This window comes from Providencia sp., from assembly GCF_040396775.1.
In the GTDB taxonomy this organism is placed as follows: Bacteria; Pseudomonadota; Gammaproteobacteria; order Enterobacterales; family Enterobacteriaceae; genus Providencia.
In genome coordinates this window covers 47,717-67,042 of sequence record NZ_JBEBNT010000021.1, presented here as the reverse complement: position 1 = coordinate 67,042, position 19,326 = coordinate 47,717, and the positions used below count along the sequence as shown (strand labels likewise).

Annotated in this window: 17 protein-coding genes; 11 read left to right on the top strand and 6 right to left on the bottom strand. The window is 39.7% G+C overall.

The features are described 5' to 3' along the window. Positions 1-586 precede the first annotated feature (586 nt). Together ABWP91_RS17475 and ABWP91_RS17470 are read left to right on the top strand one after the other, a co-directional pair. The gene (locus tag ABWP91_RS17475; RefSeq protein ID WP_353244307.1) at positions 587-814 is read left to right on the top strand and encodes an aromatic amino acid lyase; all 228 of its coding nucleotides are present in this window, start codon (positions 587-589) and stop codon (positions 812-814) included. Continuing rightward, positions 709-2,136, top strand: coding sequence for an aromatic amino acid lyase (locus ABWP91_RS17470; RefSeq protein ID WP_353244310.1), 1,428 nt, complete (start codon positions 709-711; stop codon positions 2,134-2,136). Before ABWP91_RS17475 ends, ABWP91_RS17470 begins: the two co-directional genes overlap by 106 nt. A gap of 15 nt (positions 2,137-2,151) precedes the next feature. Here ABWP91_RS17470 and idi read toward each other — a convergent pair whose 3' ends face one another. The 4 genes from idi to ABWP91_RS17450 all read right to left on the bottom strand — a co-directional run bounded on the left by idi (position 2,152) and on the right by ABWP91_RS17450 (position 6,657). Continuing rightward, positions 2,152-2,673, bottom strand: coding sequence for an isopentenyl-diphosphate Delta-isomerase (gene idi / locus ABWP91_RS17465; RefSeq protein ID WP_353244306.1), 522 nt, complete (start codon positions 2,671-2,673; stop codon positions 2,152-2,154). Between the two features lie 161 nt (positions 2,674-2,834). After that, a complete protein-coding gene (narL, locus tag ABWP91_RS17460) occupies positions 2,835-3,473 on the bottom strand; it encodes a two-component system response regulator NarL (protein ID WP_502935824.1) in 639 nt (212 codons plus the stop codon). A gap of 38 nt (positions 3,474-3,511) precedes the next feature. Continuing rightward, positions 3,512-5,278 (bottom strand): nitrate/nitrite two-component system sensor histidine kinase NarX, encoded by a 1,767-nt coding sequence (gene narX, locus ABWP91_RS17455; protein ID WP_353244304.1) that lies wholly within the window; start codon positions 5,276-5,278, stop codon positions 3,512-3,514. Positions 5,279-5,748: 470 nt separating this feature from the next. Next, a complete protein-coding gene (locus ABWP91_RS17450; RefSeq protein ID WP_353244303.1) occupies positions 5,749-6,657 on the bottom strand; it encodes a DUF808 domain-containing protein in 909 nt (302 codons plus the stop codon). A 288-nt stretch (positions 6,658-6,945) separates the two neighbouring features. Between ABWP91_RS17450 and ABWP91_RS17445 the strand changes: the two genes are divergently transcribed. Further along, entirely contained in the window at positions 6,946-7,932 is a 987-nt protein-coding gene (locus ABWP91_RS17445) for a glycosyltransferase (RefSeq protein WP_353244302.1), read from the top strand. Between the two features lie 46 nt (positions 7,933-7,978). Here ABWP91_RS17445 and uriH read toward each other — a convergent pair whose 3' ends face one another. After that, positions 7,979-8,923, bottom strand: a complete 945-nt coding sequence (gene uriH / locus ABWP91_RS17440) for a uridine-preferring nucleoside hydrolase UriH (protein WP_353244301.1) — start codon at positions 8,921-8,923, stop codon at positions 7,979-7,981. 262 nt (positions 8,924-9,185) lie between these two features. Here uriH and ABWP91_RS17435 point away from each other — a divergent pair, with 262 nt between their 5' ends. The 5 genes from ABWP91_RS17435 to ABWP91_RS17415 all read left to right on the top strand — a co-directional run bounded on the left by ABWP91_RS17435 (position 9,186) and on the right by ABWP91_RS17415 (position 14,382). Further along, entirely contained in the window at positions 9,186-9,932 is a 747-nt protein-coding gene (locus ABWP91_RS17435) for a helix-turn-helix transcriptional regulator (protein WP_353244300.1), read from the top strand. A 335-nt stretch (positions 9,933-10,267) separates the two neighbouring features. Further along, a complete protein-coding gene (locus ABWP91_RS17430; protein WP_353244299.1) occupies positions 10,268-11,572 on the top strand; it encodes an NAD(P)/FAD-dependent oxidoreductase in 1,305 nt (434 codons plus the stop codon). Positions 11,573-11,620: 48 nt separating this feature from the next. After that, positions 11,621-11,989 carry a cupin domain-containing protein gene (locus tag ABWP91_RS17425; RefSeq protein ID WP_353244298.1) on the top strand — a complete coding sequence of 123 codons (369 nt, stop codon included), beginning with the start codon at positions 11,621-11,623 and terminating at the stop codon, positions 11,987-11,989. Between the two features lie 28 nt (positions 11,990-12,017). Continuing rightward, entirely contained in the window at positions 12,018-13,511 is a 1,494-nt protein-coding gene (locus ABWP91_RS17420; protein ID WP_353244297.1) for an aldehyde dehydrogenase family protein, read from the top strand. A 127-nt stretch (positions 13,512-13,638) separates the two neighbouring features. Then, the gene (locus ABWP91_RS17415) at positions 13,639-14,382 is read left to right on the top strand and encodes an SDR family oxidoreductase (RefSeq protein WP_353244296.1); all 744 of its coding nucleotides are present in this window, start codon (positions 13,639-13,641) and stop codon (positions 14,380-14,382) included. A 4-nt stretch (positions 14,383-14,386) separates the two neighbouring features. On the opposite strand, the gene ABWP91_RS17410 is transcribed toward ABWP91_RS17415, so the two are convergent. Beyond that, positions 14,387-15,052 (bottom strand): helix-turn-helix transcriptional regulator, encoded by a 666-nt coding sequence (locus tag ABWP91_RS17410; RefSeq protein WP_353244295.1) that lies wholly within the window; start codon positions 15,050-15,052, stop codon positions 14,387-14,389. A 399-nt stretch (positions 15,053-15,451) separates the two neighbouring features. On the opposite strand from ABWP91_RS17410, the gene ABWP91_RS17405 reads away from it, so the two are divergent. Genes ABWP91_RS17405 through ABWP91_RS17395 form a run of 3 tightly spaced genes read left to right on the top strand, consistent with a single transcriptional unit; the run spans position 15,452 to position 19,161 of the window. Beyond that, a complete protein-coding gene (locus ABWP91_RS17405; RefSeq protein WP_353244294.1) occupies positions 15,452-16,945 on the top strand; it encodes an APC family permease in 1,494 nt (497 codons plus the stop codon). After that, entirely contained in the window at positions 16,920-17,534 is a 615-nt protein-coding gene (locus ABWP91_RS17400; protein WP_353244293.1) for a DUF3156 family protein, read from the top strand. Before ABWP91_RS17405 ends, ABWP91_RS17400 begins: the two co-directional genes overlap by 26 nt. Before the next feature lie 58 nt (positions 17,535-17,592). Then, positions 17,593-19,161, top strand: a complete 1,569-nt coding sequence (locus ABWP91_RS17395) for an alpha/beta hydrolase-fold protein (RefSeq protein WP_353244292.1) — start codon at positions 17,593-17,595, stop codon at positions 19,159-19,161. The last annotated feature ends 165 nt before the right edge of the window (positions 19,162-19,326 follow it).

Genomic DNA, 19,326 nt, shown 5'->3' with positions numbered 1-19,326 from the left:
GGTATTCTCTTTGTTGGCTCCGCCCGTGACTTTTCATTCTTGAGCATCAGCCCAGCCATTGTGCGTTGTATTTATGGTACTTTTTACCATCGCTAATCAATAATCCACTTAGCAACTAACTTATCTGTTTATGGCACTGTAGTTGCGTAAGTGAAGTTGATAACGAATAGTGGTGCTTCGCTTGGTTTATTTTTTCGTTAAATCTTGCGGAAGGAGAAGGAAAAAACGTTAGTTAATCAATGGTTAACTAGGAAATTAACTTGTATTATCACATTCCTCATCATGCTTGCACTTTTATATGCTATCTCTTGTTGTATTAATTATAGCTACATATAAGCACCATTGGCCTATATTATGGTGGTCGTGAAAAATAAATCTAAATAACTAGAGGTTTAGTTGCTAGTAACTCACTATATTTATTGAAATTTTTTAAATCCAATAAAACTATTTCATTATAATTATTGTTCCTTCCTAATTAATAATGACTATTAGTTAAAGTTTAAAGATAAAAAATTTGGTATTTAATATAAATAAACGAGAAAGACGGTTTTTTATTGTCATTTTATTTATTTAAAAAGGGGGAGGGATGGTTTTATTAAATGGAAAAAACATGAGCTTTCATGATGTGGAACTAATTATGAATGGTGAAGATATTGCTGTGAGTTGTGAAGTCATGGAAAAATTAGAGAAAAGCCATAAAACATTAATATCAGAAGCGGAAAAAGGAGCAAAAATATATGGTTTAACCGTAGGAGTTGGCTTAAACAAAGACATGGAATATATAAAATCAAACGGGATTTTACTAAGGAACTAATTGAAAAATCAACTGTTTTTAACAAAAAACTAATACATGCACATTCTGTAGGTATAGGTAAGCCTATAGATAGCGGTTTAGCTAGGGCAGTCATGGGAATTCATATTAACATGTTGCTGAATGGCTATAGTGGAGTTCAACCTAGAGTAGTGAATACTTACGTTGAACTGCTTAACAAAAATATCATTCCTTTTATACCAAGTATTGGCTCTATTGGTGAAAGCGATATTACAATATTGAGCCATATAGGGCTTGCAATGCTAGGCGAAGGAGAGGTCATTTATCAAGGTAAAACAATGTCATCTTCAAAGGCTCTTCAATTTTCTGGCATTATGCCTATAGAGCCTTGGGCAAAAGATTCACTCTCCTTATTATGCTCAAACGCTTATTCTGTTGCTATTGCAGTGGTTGCGTTATTAAAAATAGCGCACTACATTAAGATAAGTGAATTACTATATTGTTTAAATCTTCAGGCCTTAAATGGCAATCTCTCACCTTTAAATCAACAGGTTTTGAATGCTTCAGCCTACCCTGAGGTAATTGCTATGGGCGCAAAACTTAGAGATTTATTAGTGGGCTCCACGTTGGGGTCTTATGACGATGAGCGATATTTACAAGACCCATTAAGTTATCGTTGTGGGGTATTTCGACTTGCGGAGTTACACTTAAGTTATGAACAAGCGAAAGCACAGCTTCTCATTCAAGTAAATGGATCAAATGATAATCCATGTGTGCTTACTGAAAGTTTGCATAATAATTTGGCTGAGAATTATCGTTATAAGGCGGTGCTCCCTAGTGGGAACTTTGAAACATTACCTTGGGTATTAGCTATCGAAAAATTAAGTTTGGCAATTGCTCATCATGCTTTAGCAAGCGTGCAGCAGATAGTGAAACTCAATGACCCTTATTTTACACAACTAACTCGATTTTTAGGTAATTCAACTGCATTTCATGCATTTGGTGCTATTGAAAAACCCGCAGTTGCTTTAGCTATGAGAATTAAAAATCTAGCAATGCCTGTTTCATTAGATTATTTTCCTGTCGCAGGTGGTGTTGAAGATACAGCTACGAATGCGCAACTCGTTGCTGAAAAATTACAAAGCCAATTAATATATGGGTATGAGTTAATTTCGATAGTATTTTTATGTGTTGTGCAAGCAATTAATTTAAGAAAAGAAAAAGAACCTTCTTATCTATTATCTTCAAAAACAGAAGATATTTATCGTGCGATATGTGAATGTGTTGATTTAAATGGCGAAGATAAGTCACTTTCGAAAGAACTAAAATTGATAAATGACTATATTTTGAATTATAAAATATAATCATCGAGCAGTTATTTAATTTGTATTGAAATTTAATGATGGGTATTTAGTCAGTATTTTTTTAAACCAAGGAGTAAAAATTTCCGGTTGTTGATTAACTTCATTAATAAGCTTAGAAATACTAATCCAGCGGATAGATGCGACTTCTTCAATATTGGGGTAGACCATTTTATTATAGTGACCAACATATAAGTGGTCATATTCATGTTCAATTAATCCACCATTTACATCATCTCTATAGATAAGGGAACCTACATGGGTTAGTGGCGTAGTAAAGCCTAGTTCTTCTTGGAGCCTACGCTTTGCAGCATTCTGTGTTTCTTCATTGGGTTTTGGATGACTGCAGCATGAATTAGCCCATTGGCCAGCAGAGTGATACTTATGAAGCGCTCTTTGTTGGATAAGTAATTCATTTTGTTCATTAAAAATGAAAATAGAGAAGGCACGATGTAAGCGACCGAGTTGATGTGCGAGTAATTTAGGCATAGTACCTATAGCAACATCGTTCTCGTTAACTAAAATTAAATCATCTTCCATCGTTCAGACTCCCATGCTTCAAATTATCGCTGTAGTTTATTATAACTAAAAAAACAAAATTGTAGATTTGAGCTATTTGTCAAAATACTTTTTTAGAATTTTAAGTGTATTTATTTTAAAAAGGGCAGCTATATTATTATTTAGACTGCCACTTTTAATATTTATTTTTGCTGTAAAACCCAAACAGCAGCTTCTACTCGAGATTTTAAATTTAATTTCTTAAGTAAGTGTTTTACATGCACTTTTACAGTGCTTTCTGCAATATCGAGTTTACGAGCGATCATTTTATTAGAAAGCCCTTGTGAGATTAGCTCTAAAATATCAGCTTCTCTAGGTGTTAGGGTTGCAATGTTATTTTCATCGTGGTTAGGGTTATCACGTAAAGATTCAGCAAGAACGGATGTGAGTGTTGGGCTAACAACCATTTTCCCACTTGCAGCTTCTTTAAGTGCAACAATCAGTTCTTCTGGTTCCATATCTTTTAATAAATAACCATCAGCACCACGTTTTAACGCATTCACTAAATCATCACTATAATTTGAAACGGTAAAGAGAATAATGCGCCCTGATAACTCTCTTTTTCTTAGCTCATCAAGTGTTTCAAATCCATTCATTCCAGGCATATTTAGGTCGAGAAGGATTAGGTCAGGATCTTGTTCTTCTGCGATTTGGATACCTGTTTTTCCATCACCAGCTTCTCCAATAACTTGCAGTGATGGTTCTAAACTAATTAGTTGTTTCACACCATTTCGTAGCATCGGGTGATCATCAATCAGTAGGATAGTTGATTTATCATTCATTGTATTTGTGTTTTCCATAGATGATTTTCTCCGGTGTTTTACGCATCAGATAAAGGGAACGTTACCTTAACCTCTGTTCCGCCTTGAGGTCTGGGGATCACAAAACATTCACCATTAAGGCTAAGGGCTCGTTCTCTCATAATAATTAAGCCATAGTGATTAAGTTTGTCGGCATTTGCAGTAATTCCAGCACCATCATCGATAATTTTAATACAAATAATGCCTGTATTTTGTGTTAATAACACTTCGGCCCAACTTGCATTCGCATGCTTTAAAATATTACTCAAGGCCTCTCGGATTATTTGTATTATATGAATCGATTGATGTGGCGAAATGCTTTTCGCAGGAATGTCATAGTGTAACTTAATCGAATAACCCATTCGCTCGCTAAATTCACTAATTGTACTTTCTAAAGAGGGAAGTAGCCCTGGTTCAGTTAATTTTAATCGAAAAGTGGTTAAAAGCTCCCTTAACTGACTATAAGCGGTGTTAATTTCACTACGCATTTCCGTTAATAATTGTTGAGGCTTTTCGGGTAAAGGCTCAGGTTGCAGTTGTAGATAGCTAATTTGCATTTTTAAACAAGAGAGTGACTGGGCGATTGAATCATGCAGCTCACGCGCAATCGCTGAGCGCTCATCCATAATTAATAATTGTTGCTGTTGTTCGATTTGGTGTTCCATTGCTAGCATGCCGGCTATTTGTTTAACCAACATGGAAACTAAATTATTTTGTTCATCAGATAAGGTTTGGTCAGTGGTTATTTCACCAATAATGACTCCATAACGATGCATGTTATCTGATAATTCCCACTGCAAAAGGGTGACTTGTTTATTTTCTGATAAACTTTCTTGTTGATTATTTAGATGGGAATAATCATCATCTAACCCTGTGGATTGGCAGTTTATTTTGTGAAAATATGCCTCATTACTGTCTTCATATAATCGTAAACTCAGGTTATTTAATATTGTAATATTTTTCAGTTCAATAAGAACTTTTTGTAACCTTAAATAAAGTGGTTCAGATGAGTGGAGGATTTGATTTGACTGGTATAAATAGGATAGCACTCGGTTTTTTTTCGTGAGATCAGCTGTCTTTTCTGCCACTCTTTCTTCTAATTGGTGGTAGCTCTGAGCCAGTTCTTCAGACATTTGATTTAATGTTTCACCTAGTGCATTTAGCTCGTCTTGTCGGTTATTTTTTGGATAGCGCTGACTGAAATCTTTTTGCCCAATGGCGGTTACCATTGATAGCAATTTCACCCACGGGTAGTAAATTTTCCGCCGTAAATGCCATATTGTTCCTATCAGTAGTAAGAAAACTAAACTAATGAAAATGAGTTGTGTCATGGCGACGTAGGCTATTTTTCTTTCGGTTTTCTCATCGATATTGTGAACTAATTCATCGAGTTTATTAACAAACGAAATAACTTCGTATCGTGCATCATTTGGCGTATTCGCATTCATTAATGCGGGGCGTAATGTGAGTAGCCAAAAATTATGAAGCTCATTGAATTGTGGTGTTAAATCCTCAACCTTAACAACTTGAGTGAGTTCAGGGCTCAATAAATCACTTTCTAATGCATCCAAATAGTGCTGATTTTGTTGATTAAGAGGGACTAATGAGAGCAGTCGGTAGCTCTGCATGCGTAATGAGCCAGACTTGTTGATTGCGTGAGCGTTACCTTGCACGCTGATAATCATTCGATTTGAAATCGTCATTCCTATAATACCAAGGATAGCAATCAGCAACATTAGGCCAATAACTTGATTAATAATAGAAAATCGACGATACAGTGTCGGCATGTATAGTTCCTCAAAAATCCGTAGTACAGTTCGTTTTAAGGTTAGGTTGCTATATTGTTCATAAAGGCAGCCTAATTAAATATACTACTTTAGTATTAACTTAAAGGGCTTGTTTTGCGTATAACGAACTAAAAACAGAAGGATAAAATCTGTGTTTAACCTTACTTATTGATCTAGATAGATAAAAATAGACTATCTTTTTATTTCTCTGACAGTGGTTACGTATTATAACGTAAATTAAAGATGAGTTTCTTTTGATTTAGATCAGATTGGTTGTTTTAAGATTTCTAAAAGGTGGATTCAAGAACACTGTAAATACACAAATTTTGAACCTATCAATATGTATTAAGTTATATATCGATGGCATAAAACTAAAATAAGTTAATAAAAATTTGAGCAGATAAGTTTTTATTTCATCAAGGGAGAAAAATAGAATAATGCGGATAAAATGCACTATTCTATTTTTGATGCTAGGCTTTTTTCATTTTCTTGATTAAAGATAACGCCATGACAAGGAACATACCAATAATGAAGCCAAAAAATAAGTTAATGATTGTTGGTAGGATAAACTGCATAGTACTGCCAATGATAGGGGTTAATAGGGCTGTAAAGGATATTTCTTCAATCCATTCAGACAAGTAGTGAATACCATGTGTGATAATCCCGCCTCCAACCATAAACATTGCGGCAGTACCGACAACGGAAAGTGTCTTCATCAAATAGGGTGTTGCATAAATAAGACTATTGCCCATTTTTTGTAATAGCGTAGACGCTTTCTTTTGGAGGTAAAATCCTAAGTCATCGAGTTTAACAATTCCAGCAACAAGACCATAAACACCAATGGTCATAATAATCGCAATGAGAGAAAGTACTACAAATTGATTAACAATCGTTGTGGTAGACACAATACCTAATGTGATTGCGATAATTTCTGCTGATAAAATAAAATCGGTGCGAATAGCCCCTTTGATTTTTTCTTTTTCGAACTCAGCCAGTTTTTCCTCAGGTACTGCGTGTGCTTTCGCTGCTAATTCTTCATCTGAATGAAAAATTTTATGGGCAATTTTTTCTGCCCCCTCAAAACACAAGTAAGCACCACCTAACATTAATAACGGCGTGATAGCCCAAGGAATAAAAGCACTGATCAATAAAGCCAGAGGAACCAAAATTAATTTATTGATGAATGAGCCTTTAGCAACGGACCAAACAACAGGAATTTCCCGTTCAGCGCGAACTCCTGACACTTGCTGTGCATTTAAAGCAAGGTCATCCCCTAGGACACCAGACGTTTTTTTCGCAGCCATTTTTGTCATCATTGCGACGTCATCAAGCACGGCGGCAATATCATCAAGTAAGGTCAGTAAACTACTTCCAGCCACAAGAAACCCTCAATTCAGATTGTTTAAGATGTCGTTAATGTTTATTAGGCTAATTAAGTGATAATTAGTTCATTAGAATCTGTGAACATATGCAAAATTATAATTATACTTTTACGAATCATGTCTAGAGTTATTGGATTATGAAATTTTTATGACAATGGAACCAATATGGTTTCTTCTTTTCTAATTAGTGAATTTCCAAAGACTCACAAGGTGAGTTTTGTTTGTTGTATTTAGCAATGTTGCATTGGGTAAGTAATTTTAAATCGATTGGTATAGGGTTAATACATGTCTTCTCAGCCAGTTTTGAGTATTGTTGTTGCAGTTTATAATGGTGAAAAGTTTTTACCTCAGTTCTTTGATAGCTTATTAGCGCAAAATTTAGAAAATTGGGAGCTCATTGTCGTTAATGATGGCTCTAAGGATAATAGCGAAGGCATTATCAAAGAGTATGCGGATAAGTTCAGCCACCTAAAAATATTGTCTCAAGAAAACCAAGGCGTGTCAGTTGCACGTAATACTGGAATGGTTGAAGCAGCTGGGAAATATATTACATTTCCTGATATTGATGATGAAATCAGCCCCAAAATGTATGGCAGATTGTTAGAAATCGCATTAGCGGGTGATTTGGATGTTGCAACTTGCAATGGTACCTACGTTTATACCAATGGGGATGCACCAAAAGCGATTTTCCCACCAAATAAGGTGCCTTCTACAGGGGTAATTAGTGGCCCTGAATGGTTAGAGAAAGGGCTGAGCTCCCGTAAATTTTTGCATGTTACTTGGCTGAATTTGTACCGTTTAGATATGCTACGCCAACATAACTTTTTCTTTGAGCCTAAGCTACACCATCAAGATATTCCGTGGACAACCGAAGTTTTATTGGTTGCGAAACGTGTGCAATTTATTAATGAGCAATATTATCGTTACTTGATCCATAACCAATCTGTTTCTCATTCACTGAGTGGTGACGAGCGCTCAGTGCGTAAAATTAATACCTATTTAAAAATTATTGATATGTTATTAGCGATTTACCAGCGCTACCCTGAGCAAGTCCAACAAGCGCCTGCATGCCTCTGGCAAGTAGGCAAAGAGGGGTTAGGGGTTGTTCAAGCCTTGCTGGCGATTAAATCTCCTGAAATTCGTAAAGAAATGGTGCAGCAATTTTTTGATAAAGGGTATTGGGAAATTGTGTGGAACCACGCGACAACGGTAAAATTAAAATGGCGCTTAATTAGACGCTATACGAAATTAAAAGAAATTATCAAGTCTTAACCATTTGAAAAGGTAGCTTATTTTTATGATAGGCTACCCGTCACTTCTATTTACCCAATCGCTTTAAAGAATCAATAAACATAGCCCATAATTTCGAGTTATCTAGCTTTGTAGCAACTTGAGTATGGCAGTCAGTGGTTGATTGAGGGCGAAAATCAGTGACTGTCATTCCTGTTGTGAGTGCACCTTGTAATTCTATATCAATTGGCGCTTTAAGCGTTTCCATAATTGAAGGAGAGATCACATAAGCGACGGCACAGAGGTCATGGACAGGTGCATGGTTAGTATAGCCATTACGTTGACGGTAGCCTGCGGTATAGTAATTTAGTGAGTCAACAACAAATTGGCTAATAGGGGTATTTAACTCTGCAATTTGCCCCATGATTTGGTCATCTGGTCTCGCTTGATGTGTTAGGTCTAATCCAACCATAGTGAGCGGCCATTTTTCATTGAAAACAATATGAGCTGCTTCTGGGTCAATAATAATATTGAATTCTGCAACGGCTGAACGATTGCCGGTATGATAGCCGCCTCCCATCAAAACAACTTCTTTAACGAGTTCTACAATTTCAGGTGCTTTTCTGACGGCTAAAGCAATATTTGTTAATCCGCCAATAGGCACGAGGGTAATTGTTTTAGGGGGATGAGATTTGATTGTGTCAATGATCAAGTCGACCGCATGGCGACTATCAATAGCGATAGTTGGTTCTGGAAGGTGTGTCCCATCAAGCCCAGTGCTTCCGTGAACTTCAGGGGCTGTTTGTATTGTTCGCACAAGTGGACGAGCGCAGCCCGCTGCGATAGGGATATGAGTTGCGCCAGCGAATTCCATAATGGCACGTGTATTGTGAGTTACCTTACTTAAGGTCTGGTTGCCCACGACGGTGGTCACAGCAAGTAAATCTATATTTGGATTACCTAATGCTAAAAAAATGGCCATAGCATCATCATGGCCAGGGTCACAATCTAAAATGATTTTACATTTAGACATTACTCCTCCTTACGTTATGTTATTTACTTTTGATTAACATAATATAGGGATTCAATTATTTTTTTGTGATTTAAGTATTATTTTCATGAATGTTAATGTAATGAAATTATTTATTAGAGTTACTAATGGCCGTGATGTAATTAACATATTAATAACAGTCATGTTGTGTTTATAAGGATAATGTGTTTTTTATATCCCTTTGGCCTCATGTATTTGTGAGCCTAATTTAATTTATTAATAAAATAATAAACTCGGGGGAGAAATGGATAATTATCTGACCAAATTACCGGATGTAATTGATTCTGTTGCAACTAACCAGTTTTATCCTAGTTTATTATCATGGCTATCGTCTTTTATTGCATTTGATAATGCGATTGTTTATTCCTTTGAGAAGGGAACTCCTCCTCGTTTTTTGTCCAAAGTTGAGCAGCGTAACAGCGACAGTATCAACCGAATCTATCAACGAGGCGCTTACTTGATGGATCCGTTTTACCAAGAGATCCAAAAAGGGGGAACGTCTAAAGTTCTCACATTGAAGGAGTTAGCACCTAAAGGTTTTTATCAGACTGATTATTACCTTAATTTTTACCGTAAAACGGGCTGGTGTGATGAGGCAGGGCTACTGTTGGAAATTTCTGCTGATAGGCAGTTGGGCATATTTTTTGGTAATGAAGATAGGCCATTTTTCTCTGAAAAATACACGCAAGCGCCATTAAAAGAAGCGTTTGAAATTATTTGCAGTATGGCCCGATTACATAAAGAAGTTTCTCCTAATGCCGTATCAAGCCATTATCAAATGGCAGATAGGAAAACACGTTTCGGCTTAACCCCAAGGGAGTGTGAAGTTGTTGAGCTGATCCTTGAAGGGAAGGGCTCGCCTCAAATTGCTGAGTCACTTTTCATTAGTCTTGGTACTGTCAAAAATCACCGTAAAAACATCTACCAAAAATTGAGTATTAACTCGCAAGCGGAATTGTTTAATTTATTAATGAATCGAATAGCTCAGTGATAATACTGGGTGAGTTTAAATGTAGTAAAAATAATAAGTATCCAAAATTATATGTTATTAATCATGTGATTACGGGTGTTTTTATTCCTCTTTCATACCCAGTCAATTTTTATTCAAAAAATGTACAAAAAATATTATTAATATCAAAATGTTTATTTAACTCATTGAATATAAATTATAAAAAATAATTTATTAAAATTTTATTTTTATTTAAATATTCTACTTGGCTCACAAATGTTAACTTAATGTTTCGAATATACCTAAAGGGCTATGTAATTGTTAATGCAAGGTTAAGATAATCGAGGTATTGCAAGATACTAAACAGGGTATCCATTATGAATAACCAAGTAGAATCATTAACTTATTACTCAGCGACTAAAAAATACGACTTACGCTTTCCAACATTGAAAGAAGACCTTGATGTAGATGTTGTGATCATCGGGGGGGGATTTTCAGGTATCCATACCGCGCTTGAATTGTGCGAGAAAGGGATTACCAATATCGCTATTTTGGAAGGGCGTTACCTCGGTTACGGTGGTTCTGGGCGCAATGGTGGTCAAGTGATGGCAGGAATTGGCCATGACATTGATGCAATCAAAAAATATGTGGGCCCAGACGGGTTAGAAACCATCTTTAAGCTCAGCAATATGGGCGCTGGAATTATGCGTGAGCGTATTGCTAAATATGATATTGATGCGGATTTTTGCCGTGGATATGCCTATTTAGGGAGCAACGCTCGCCAAGAAAAAACACTGCGTAGCTGGCTGAAAGATTTCAAATCGGTTGACCCCGATGAGGAAATTGAATTTTACAGCGGTTCTGAGCTAAAACAGATTATCGGTTCCGATGCTTATACCTGTGGTATCAAGCATATGGGCGGTGGGCATGTACACTCGTTGAACCTGTTATTGGGTGAGGCGAAAGCGGTTAGCGAAATTTATGGCGCTAAAATTTTTGAAAATAGTCAAGTTTTGAATGTTGAGTATGGTAATACCATAAAAGTTAGAACCGCGATGGGAACCGTGAAAGCCCAGAAAATGCTGTGGGCATGTGACTCATTCTTAAATGGCCTTGAGCCAACGATTTACCCAAAAACCATTAACACCTATGCCTATCAGTTAATGACGGAAGAGCTGTCTGATGAGTTAATTGAGCAAATTAGCCCAATTCGTGGCGCGTATAGTGATATTCGCCCTGTGATTGACTATTACCGTGTGACCAACGAAAACCGTTTGTTATTCGGCAGTTCAACGCATTTTCTTGAGTACATTCCATCTGATTTAAAAGCGTGGAATCGTCACTTAATGTTGAAAGTTTTCCCTTACCTAAAAGATGTCAAAATCGAATTAGCGTGGGGTGGGCCAATGGCCTGTAGCGCGAATCTATTCCCACAGATTGGCTCGTTGCCTCAACATAAAAATGTGTTTTATGCGCAGGGTTACTCAGGTTTTGGTGTCACGCCAAGCCAAATTGTGTGCAAGGTATTGGCAGAAGGGATGGTGGAAGGTTCTCATCGTTATGACTTAATGAGTTCGATTCCTCACGCGAATATTATTGGTAAAGATAGCATGCGTAATGTGATTGTTTCACTTGCAAAAATCATGCACCAAACATCGGGTTACTGGCAAGGTCGCCGCTAATTCGCATCAGTTTAATTATTTTATTGAAATCGATTAAAGGTAAACATCATGATTAGTCCATTACTGTTGAATAAACCACTTCCAGAACTGCTGAACATTGGTAGCGTAACAAACTTAGGCTCTGTCGTTGTCGAAGGCGACCCACAAGCAAGCGTGGCTATGGTGCACGGTGAGCCAACTGATAACCTGACTTGCGGTATTTTCGCGTGCACAACAGGCAAGTTTAAGATGGTTTATCCATTTGATGAAATGGCAACAGTGCATGAAGGCTCAGTTAAATTAACCGATGTCAAAACGGGTGTGACCGTTGAATACCATAAAGGCGACACATGGTTTGCTGCGAAAGGTACTGAAGTTTTATGGGAAATTGATGCCCCACGTTTTGTTAAGCACTACCTAGCTTGTGTGAATGCTTAATTAATTTCTATTTAGTGGAGTGATTGCGATGAGTGAGTTAACCCTATTACCTGAAGTCAGCGAATTTCTGAAACGTCAACATGGGCATTTTATCAATGGGTTGCCGGTTTATGGCAAGAGCGAGACTTTTTTTAACGTCGTCAATCCAGCCACTGAACAGGTTATCGCTAACGTCAAAGAAGGGACGGTAGCGGAAGTGGATGCCGCAATGAATGCGGCACACGCGGCATTCAAAGGCGTTTGGGCAAATACCACGCCAATGGAACGTGGTAACTGCCTAAACCGCCTTGCGGATTTACTTGAGAAGCACCTTGAAGAACTCGCACAGCTCGAAACCTTATGTTCAGGGAAGACGATCCAACTTTCTCGTTTTCTGGAAGTGGGGTCAGCTGCGCAGTTTTTACGCTACTTTGCTGGCTGGGCGACAAAAATTAGCGGTGAAACGTTAAATGTCTCACTGCCATCATTTAATGGTGAGAAGTATTCTGCGTTTACGCAGCGTGAGCCTGTTGGGGTAGTTGCAGGGATCATTCCATGGAATTTTTCCATCATGATTTCCATTTGGAAATTGGCAGCTGCATTAACCTGTGGTTGTACGATTGTATTGAAACCGAGTGAATTTACGCCACTGACTATGTTACGCGTGGTGGAATTAGCGAAAGAAGCCGGTATTCCAGACGGTGTGATTAATATCGTCAACGGTGGTGGTCGCGAAGTGGGACCTGCACTTATTCAACATCCATTATGTTCTAAAGTGACCTTTACGGGGTCTGTACCGACTGGGCTGGCGGTAGGGCGCACAGCGATGGAAGGGAAGTTAACCCGTGTGACCTTAGAGCTTGGGGGAAAAAACGGTGCGGCATTCTTGGCAGATTTACCTGTCGAGAAAATTGTTAATGGCATTATCGAAGCGGGTTACCTCAACCAAGGGCAAATCTGTGCGGCGGCAGAGCGTTTTTACATCCCATCCAAATTAATGGATGAGGTATTGGCTGAGCTTAAAACCCGTTTATCCGCGATAAAGATAGGTTCGCCATTGGACGAAACAACGGAAATGGGCCCGCTTGCTAACAAAGCCCATTACGAAAAAATACTCAGCTTGTTTGAGAAAGCACGCCAAGATGGCAGCGAAATTATTTATGGTGGTCAGCCAATTGCAGGGGCAGGCTATTTTGTTCCGCCTACAATCATTCGAGCGAATAGCCCTGAAGATGCTTTGATGAAGGAAGAAACCTTTGGCCCTGTTGGCACCTTCTTAAGTTACGATGATGAAGAACAACTTATTGAGATGATGAATAGTACGCCATTCGGTTTAGCGGCTAGCGTGTGGACAAATGATCTCAGCAAGGCGATGCGGATGATCTCACGTATTGAAGCGGGGACGGTCTGGGTGAATATGCATACCTTCCTTGACCCTGCGGTACCATTTGGTGGTATTAAATCTTCAGGTATTGGCCGCGAGTTTGGCAGTGCCTTTATTGAGTACTACACCGAATTAAAATCTGTCATGGTGCGTTATTAGTGGTTAATTTTGAGTATTGATCAACTGCTTCCCGGCCATAGTGCCGGGTTTTTTTATGCTTTTATTCGTCTTGATATGAAAATTATGGCTATGATAGCAATCTATTATCGTTGAGCTAGGTCATGATATGAAAACAGTATTGATTACCGGTGGAAGCCGAGGTATTGGTCGTGCAACTGCAATACAGCTTGCACAGCTTGGTATGCGAGTACTCATTAACTATAAAAGTGATCATCAGGCGGCAAAAGAGGTGATCGCACAGATTCAGGCGTTTGGTGGCCTTGCGTATGCATTAGCGTGTGACATCAGTAGTGAAAGTGAGGTTGTTAAGTTGTTCGAGACCATTAAGCAGCAACATGGTGACTTGCACTACTTAGTCAATAATGCGGGTATTTTATTTCAGCAATGCAAAACAGAGGCGTTAACGGCACAGCGAATTAATACGGTTCTGGCCACAAATGTCACTGGGCTATTGATCTGCTGTCGTGAGTTTATCCAACTAGCCCGCCATTTTAACCACTTTGATAAAAAAGCGATTGTGAATGTTTCGTCAGCGGCAGCACGTTTAGGTGCGCCTGGAGAATACATCGATTATGCTGCGTCAAAAGGCGCAGTAGACTCCATTACAAAGGGGCTATCATTAGAGTTAGCTGAGTTAGGGATACGCGTAAATGGCATTCGTCCCGGCTATATTTATACACAAATGCACCAAGATGGCGGTGAGGCGGGGCGGGTTGATCGGGTTGCGGCACAGTTGCCACTGAAAAGAGGCGGCGAGCCTGAAGAGATTGCTGAAATTATTTCATGGCTGCTGAGTGATGCATCATCCTATGTGACTGGCTCGATTATTGATGCGGCGGGTGGCCGCTAGTAAATTAAAACTTTTCCTGGCGAATAATAAAGCCTGACGACACGAGCTCCGTTCGGTTAGTAACATTGGCTTTGGTGAATATATTACGCAGATGAGTTTTGACTGTGGATAATGACACGCCCAATAACAATGCGATGCGCTTGTTACTCGCGCCTTCACGCACTAAATGTATGATTTCTTGTTCTTTCGGTGTATAGGACACCAACGAATCAGGCAGGATATCAAACGTCATCAACTCGGCGACAGGCAAAATGGCGTTTAACCGCATAATCTCGTGTTGAGAAAATGGGCTATCTCGCAATACCGAAATCCCCGCAATAATTTTATTTTTCCGGCGAATAAAAATCTCAGCCATATCGGTTAGGTTATTTGGTTGCATAAAATCATGAAAAAAAGCCTGATTTTGCTGGCGAACTTCAGGATCCATTCTCACTAATCGTAGATCGTCCCCACGAAATTTATCGGGGTGGAGCGGATCGAGCTGGTGAAAATAAGTCAGATAATCACGATGCATTTGAGCGGGGATCCCATATAACACATAGTTGTCTGGCTGCCAGTGGTCGTTGACGAGGTAATATACTGACGCAGAAATCGGAATAATGTGCGCGATGGTATTTAGGCAACAATCAATTAATGTCTGCTGGTGGTCGCTAAATTGAGGTGGGCTCATTTGATTACCTTCCATAGTGAGTCAGGTAATTATCATGCGCTTTATTGCTATTAACATAAAATAAACATGTTAATAACGTGAGGTCGATAACAGTATTTAAAACAAGTAAAAAGTGGCTTGGTCCTGATTTGTTAGGATTTGGTATCTTTTGCCAATTAATTATTAATATATTAATGACTAAGATGGTTGTTATATATTGATATTCAAGTATATATTTTTATTCCTTTCGATTTTCTTGGTACTTTTTGGATAGTTACAAGAATTCCCCCCTCTCTCTGGGTATCGTTCTTTAGGACGATGGTGGCTGGTTTGTGCTTCTTTCTATAGTGGCAATGTAGTCACGCTATTTTTACAAAAAATTCACATTCTTGACTGCATTGAGAGCGAGAGGGAAATAAAATGAATCTATCCTCAAAATTATCGTCACACCTCGAAAAGGGGAAAGTTGGCTTCCCAACGACGCTGGCGAGTTCTGCGGGCTTAATTATGGCGAGCCCTGTTATTTTAACGGTCACCAGTGGATTTGGTATTGGTGGCGATACCTTTGCGTTAGCGGTGCTGCTGAGCTTTATTATGATGCAGGCGCAGCTAACTACCTTTTCTGAGGCCGCGGCGATTCTACCCACCTCTGGCTCAGTGTATGATTATATTTCCTGTGGGATGGGGCGCTTTTGGGCGATTACAGGCGCGCTGTCCGCGTATTTGATTGTGCACGTCTTTGCGGGAACCGCAGAAACCATTTTGTCGGGGATTATGGCGCTAGTGAACTTTGAGCACCTGAATACCGTACTGGAAACCAGTAATTCATCGTGGATGGTTGGCGTGGGTTTAGTTGTCACCTTTGGTATCTTAAATGCTTTCGGTATCGAAGCGTTTGGTAAGGTTGAAGTGGTGCTGACTTTCGCTATGTGGTCTACATTAGTGATTTTTAGTATTACAGGCTTGATGTTACCGTTTAATGTGCCGATGGACGGGTGGTTTGGTGCAGAACTCAATATCTCCGATCCAACACTGGTTTTAAGCTTTGTCGGTATGGCGATGTTTATGTTTGTGGGCTGCGAATTGGTGACACCAATGGCACCAGAAATTAAAAACTCGGCCAAAGTGATCCCTCGTGCCATGACAACCGGTTTATTCTGCGTAGCCCTATGTATGGTGCTGTTCGGTGCTGCGTTAGCCAACCAAGTTGAAAACGTCGTCGTTGACCCACAAACGGGTACGCGTTTACTGGAAACACCGATGGCAATCCCTGCGTTTGCTGAGCGTGTTATGGGCGAATTTGGTAAATACTGGATTGGTGTCGCGCTATTATTAGCGGGTGGGGCAACCATCAATACACTGATGGCTGCTGTCCCACGTATTTTATATGGCATGGCATTGGATGGGGCATTGCCGCGCATCTTCACATATTTGCATCCACGTTTTAAAACACCCGTATTCGGCATTCTAGTGGCCGTGATGATCCCATGCTTGCATGCATTTGCTATCCAAGGCGACCTTGACCGTATTATTCCATTAGTACTCGCGGCGGTGTGTTCTTGGGGTACGGCCTATTTATTAGTCACTATTTCCGTGGTGTTATTACGTATTCGTCGCCCTGATTTACACCGCGCTTACCGTTCACCGTTCTTCCCAATTCCTCAAATTATTTCAAGTGTGGGGATTATTTTAGCGATTGTGTATATCACGCCGCCAGGCATGAATAAGTCAGATGTGTATATTCCGTTTGCTATAATGTTAGGTTTAACATCAGGTTATGCACTAATTTGGACGGTGTTCGTCCAGAAGGTCAATCCGTTCAAACCCGTTGATGTTGAAGTTGTTCTGTCTAATTCATTTAGAGATGATGATCATGAGGAGGTACAACTTGAGCCATTACGTCACCTCGCCTAAACCTTCGCTATTACAGCGTTTGGGGGGCTTAACGAAAAAACGGTTACCAGCGGGCTACCAAGCTGGGTTAACGCTAAATCGCATTGAGCGGGACATGGCGCCTTATCCCTGTGAGTGGAGAGCACCGGGTGTGCTTCTTATTCAACCGCAACCCTCATTGACCATCGACGTCACTGAGCGCGTTAGAAAATTATTCCTTGCGTTTATTGTGTACAGCCGTTTTGCAGTGTCAGGTTTTTGTGATGAAAATTTAAATGCAAAAATTGTCGTAAAAACGCGTGGGAGCGTGAGGAAAAAACACATTCATTTTGTGTCTAAGCAACCTGATGGGCAAAAAGTGATTGATTGGCTGAATGCCCACCCAATAATCAGAGAGACACTGGAAGAATTAGATTTTAACTCATGCCAAATAACGTTTAATCATGGTCACTGGCGTTGTGAAATAGAGCCTTTTACCGCATCGGAACTGGTTAGCCGCGTTCCAGCCACAAGGCGTTATTTGAAAATATCCCAAAAACAACGGCACCGGTTACTCAGTACTCTTCAGTTGATTAACCAACTGATGGAAAAACATACCGCGACCCATTGAGTTTAAAAAGGTTTTTTGATAGTAATAATTATTATCAGTTGACTCCTTGGAATTAGATGTGAAATCTTTGCCGCTTTTAGGTTGTATCCTGTACTCTTGTGCAGCGATGGCCTCGCAATCGGACTGTATTCGTTTAGGTGAACTTTCTTCTGTAGAAGGTGTACATGATAGCGAAGGCCATAGCTGCGTTTATTTTGAGGCTTCGCAGCAAGATTTTATTAAGCAGAACGGTGAGGGGGTTTCTCAGGTCGTTTTGTTGAATGCTGATAAGCAGCGTGTTCGCGTCTTACAGCCATATGGTTCTGACAAAGAACCCCATTCAGCAGATTACATCGTTCCAAAAAATGGGGTGTATTACCTTGATTTACAGGGCATGCCAGGGAGGTCATGGCAGCTCCAGTTTGACGTGAGCGGTTATCTGCCTTTAGCGATTAAAAAAGATAACGAGCCTATTAGCCCTAAACTGCAAAGTCTGCTCGATGCACATTATCAACATGGCGATACCAATGCGTTTTGGCAGGCGGTTGCCGCACAAGGGACGCCACTGATTGAAGACCTTGCGGGTCGACAAAAACGGGCGACATTTTTATGGCGCGGAGCAAAGTCTAATGCCTATATTCTTGGGGCACCTTCAGGTAACCATGAAAGAATGGCTCAAATAGAAGGGACTGATATTTGGTATCGTTCTTTTATCATTCCAGCCGATACTTTAACCCAATATAAAATTGCCCCTGATATCCCAACGGTGCCAGAAGGTGGGTTTGCACAGCGTAAAGCTATTTTAGTCACCGCACAGGCTGACCCTTATAATCCGCAAAGTATTCCTTCTGCCTCAACGGATAAATATAACCGTTTTTCCTTGTTATCACTGGCACCAAATATTCGTCAGTGCCAATTTCCTACCATTGAAAAAAGCCAAATTAAAGGGCAGTTACAGACCTTTACCTTATCTAGCAAAATATTAAATAACGAGCGGCAAATTACCGTGTACCGCCCAAATGTGCCGATGAAACAGCCTGCTTTATTGGTGCTTTTGGATGGGCAAATTTACCTTCATACCTACCAAATGGCGAAATTCTTTGATAGCTGGATGAATAAGGGGGATTTGCCGCCAATGAATATCGTATTTGTCGATAGCATTAGCTCTGATAAGCGGGGTGAGGAACTGCCCCCTAACGCGCTTTTTCCGCAATTGCTGGCGGAGGAATTAATGCCACAATTGGCGAAGAAAGGCATTGACGCCAAAGCGGAACATACCATTATTGCAGGCTCAAGTTTTGGTGGGTTAGGGGCAACGTGGAATGCGCTACAACACCCTGAGATATTTGGCAATGTGCTCAGTATGTCCGGGTCTTATTGGTGGTCGCCAAAAGGAGAAGACCCTGAATGGTTGATCAGTGAAATAGAAGCGATGCCACCGCAGCCAATTCGTTTTTTCCTTGAAGCGGGGTTATTTGAGCAACGGGGAAGTTGGGGCGGGATAATTCAAAACCATTATCAGTTATTGGAAGTGTTGAAACATAAAGGTTATTTCGTGGATGCCATTGAATTACCCAGCGGGCACGATTATGTTTCTTGGTGTGAAACATTATACGAAGGCACTAAACAGCTCACTTCCCAGTGGTAATCACGCATTAATTTCAACAAAAAAGCAGCGGATAATGCGCTGCCTTTTTCACATTTATGACAATCGTCTTCGTTTTGCCACAAAATCGTCATTCAACTGTCATCTGGCTACTTTAGCATGCCTATCATTATTTGAAGCATACTTCCTCTTTTTTCATTATTGATT

Coding starts and splice junctions, on each gene's coding strand:
- narX (WP_353244304.1), bottom strand. CDS start 5,278: ATGCCGACACTGTATCGTCGATTTTCTATTATTAATCAAGTTATTGGC.
- idi (WP_353244306.1), bottom strand. CDS start 2,673: ATGGAAGATGATTTAATTTTAGTTAACGAGAACGATGTTGCTATAGGT.
- narL (WP_502935824.1), bottom strand. CDS start 3,473: ATGAATGATAAATCAACTATCCTACTGATTGATGATCACCCGATGCTA.
- ABWP91_RS17430 (WP_353244299.1), top strand. CDS start 10,268: ATGAATAACCAAGTAGAATCATTAACTTATTACTCAGCGACTAAAAAA.
- ABWP91_RS17420 (WP_353244297.1), top strand. CDS start 12,018: ATGAGTGAGTTAACCCTATTACCTGAAGTCAGCGAATTTCTGAAACGT.
- uriH (WP_353244301.1), bottom strand. CDS start 8,923: ATGTCTAAATGTAAAATCATTTTAGATTGTGACCCTGGCCATGATGAT.
- ABWP91_RS17415 (WP_353244296.1), top strand. CDS start 13,639: ATGAAAACAGTATTGATTACCGGTGGAAGCCGAGGTATTGGTCGTGCA.
- ABWP91_RS17475 (WP_353244307.1), top strand. CDS start 587: ATGGTTTTATTAAATGGAAAAAACATGAGCTTTCATGATGTGGAACTA.
- ABWP91_RS17405 (WP_353244294.1), top strand. CDS start 15,452: ATGAATCTATCCTCAAAATTATCGTCACACCTCGAAAAGGGGAAAGTT.
- ABWP91_RS17445 (WP_353244302.1), top strand. CDS start 6,946: ATGTCTTCTCAGCCAGTTTTGAGTATTGTTGTTGCAGTTTATAATGGT.
- ABWP91_RS17425 (WP_353244298.1), top strand. CDS start 11,621: ATGATTAGTCCATTACTGTTGAATAAACCACTTCCAGAACTGCTGAAC.
- ABWP91_RS17410 (WP_353244295.1), bottom strand. CDS start 15,052: ATGAGCCCACCTCAATTTAGCGACCACCAGCAGACATTAATTGATTGT.
- ABWP91_RS17435 (WP_353244300.1), top strand. CDS start 9,186: ATGGATAATTATCTGACCAAATTACCGGATGTAATTGATTCTGTTGCA.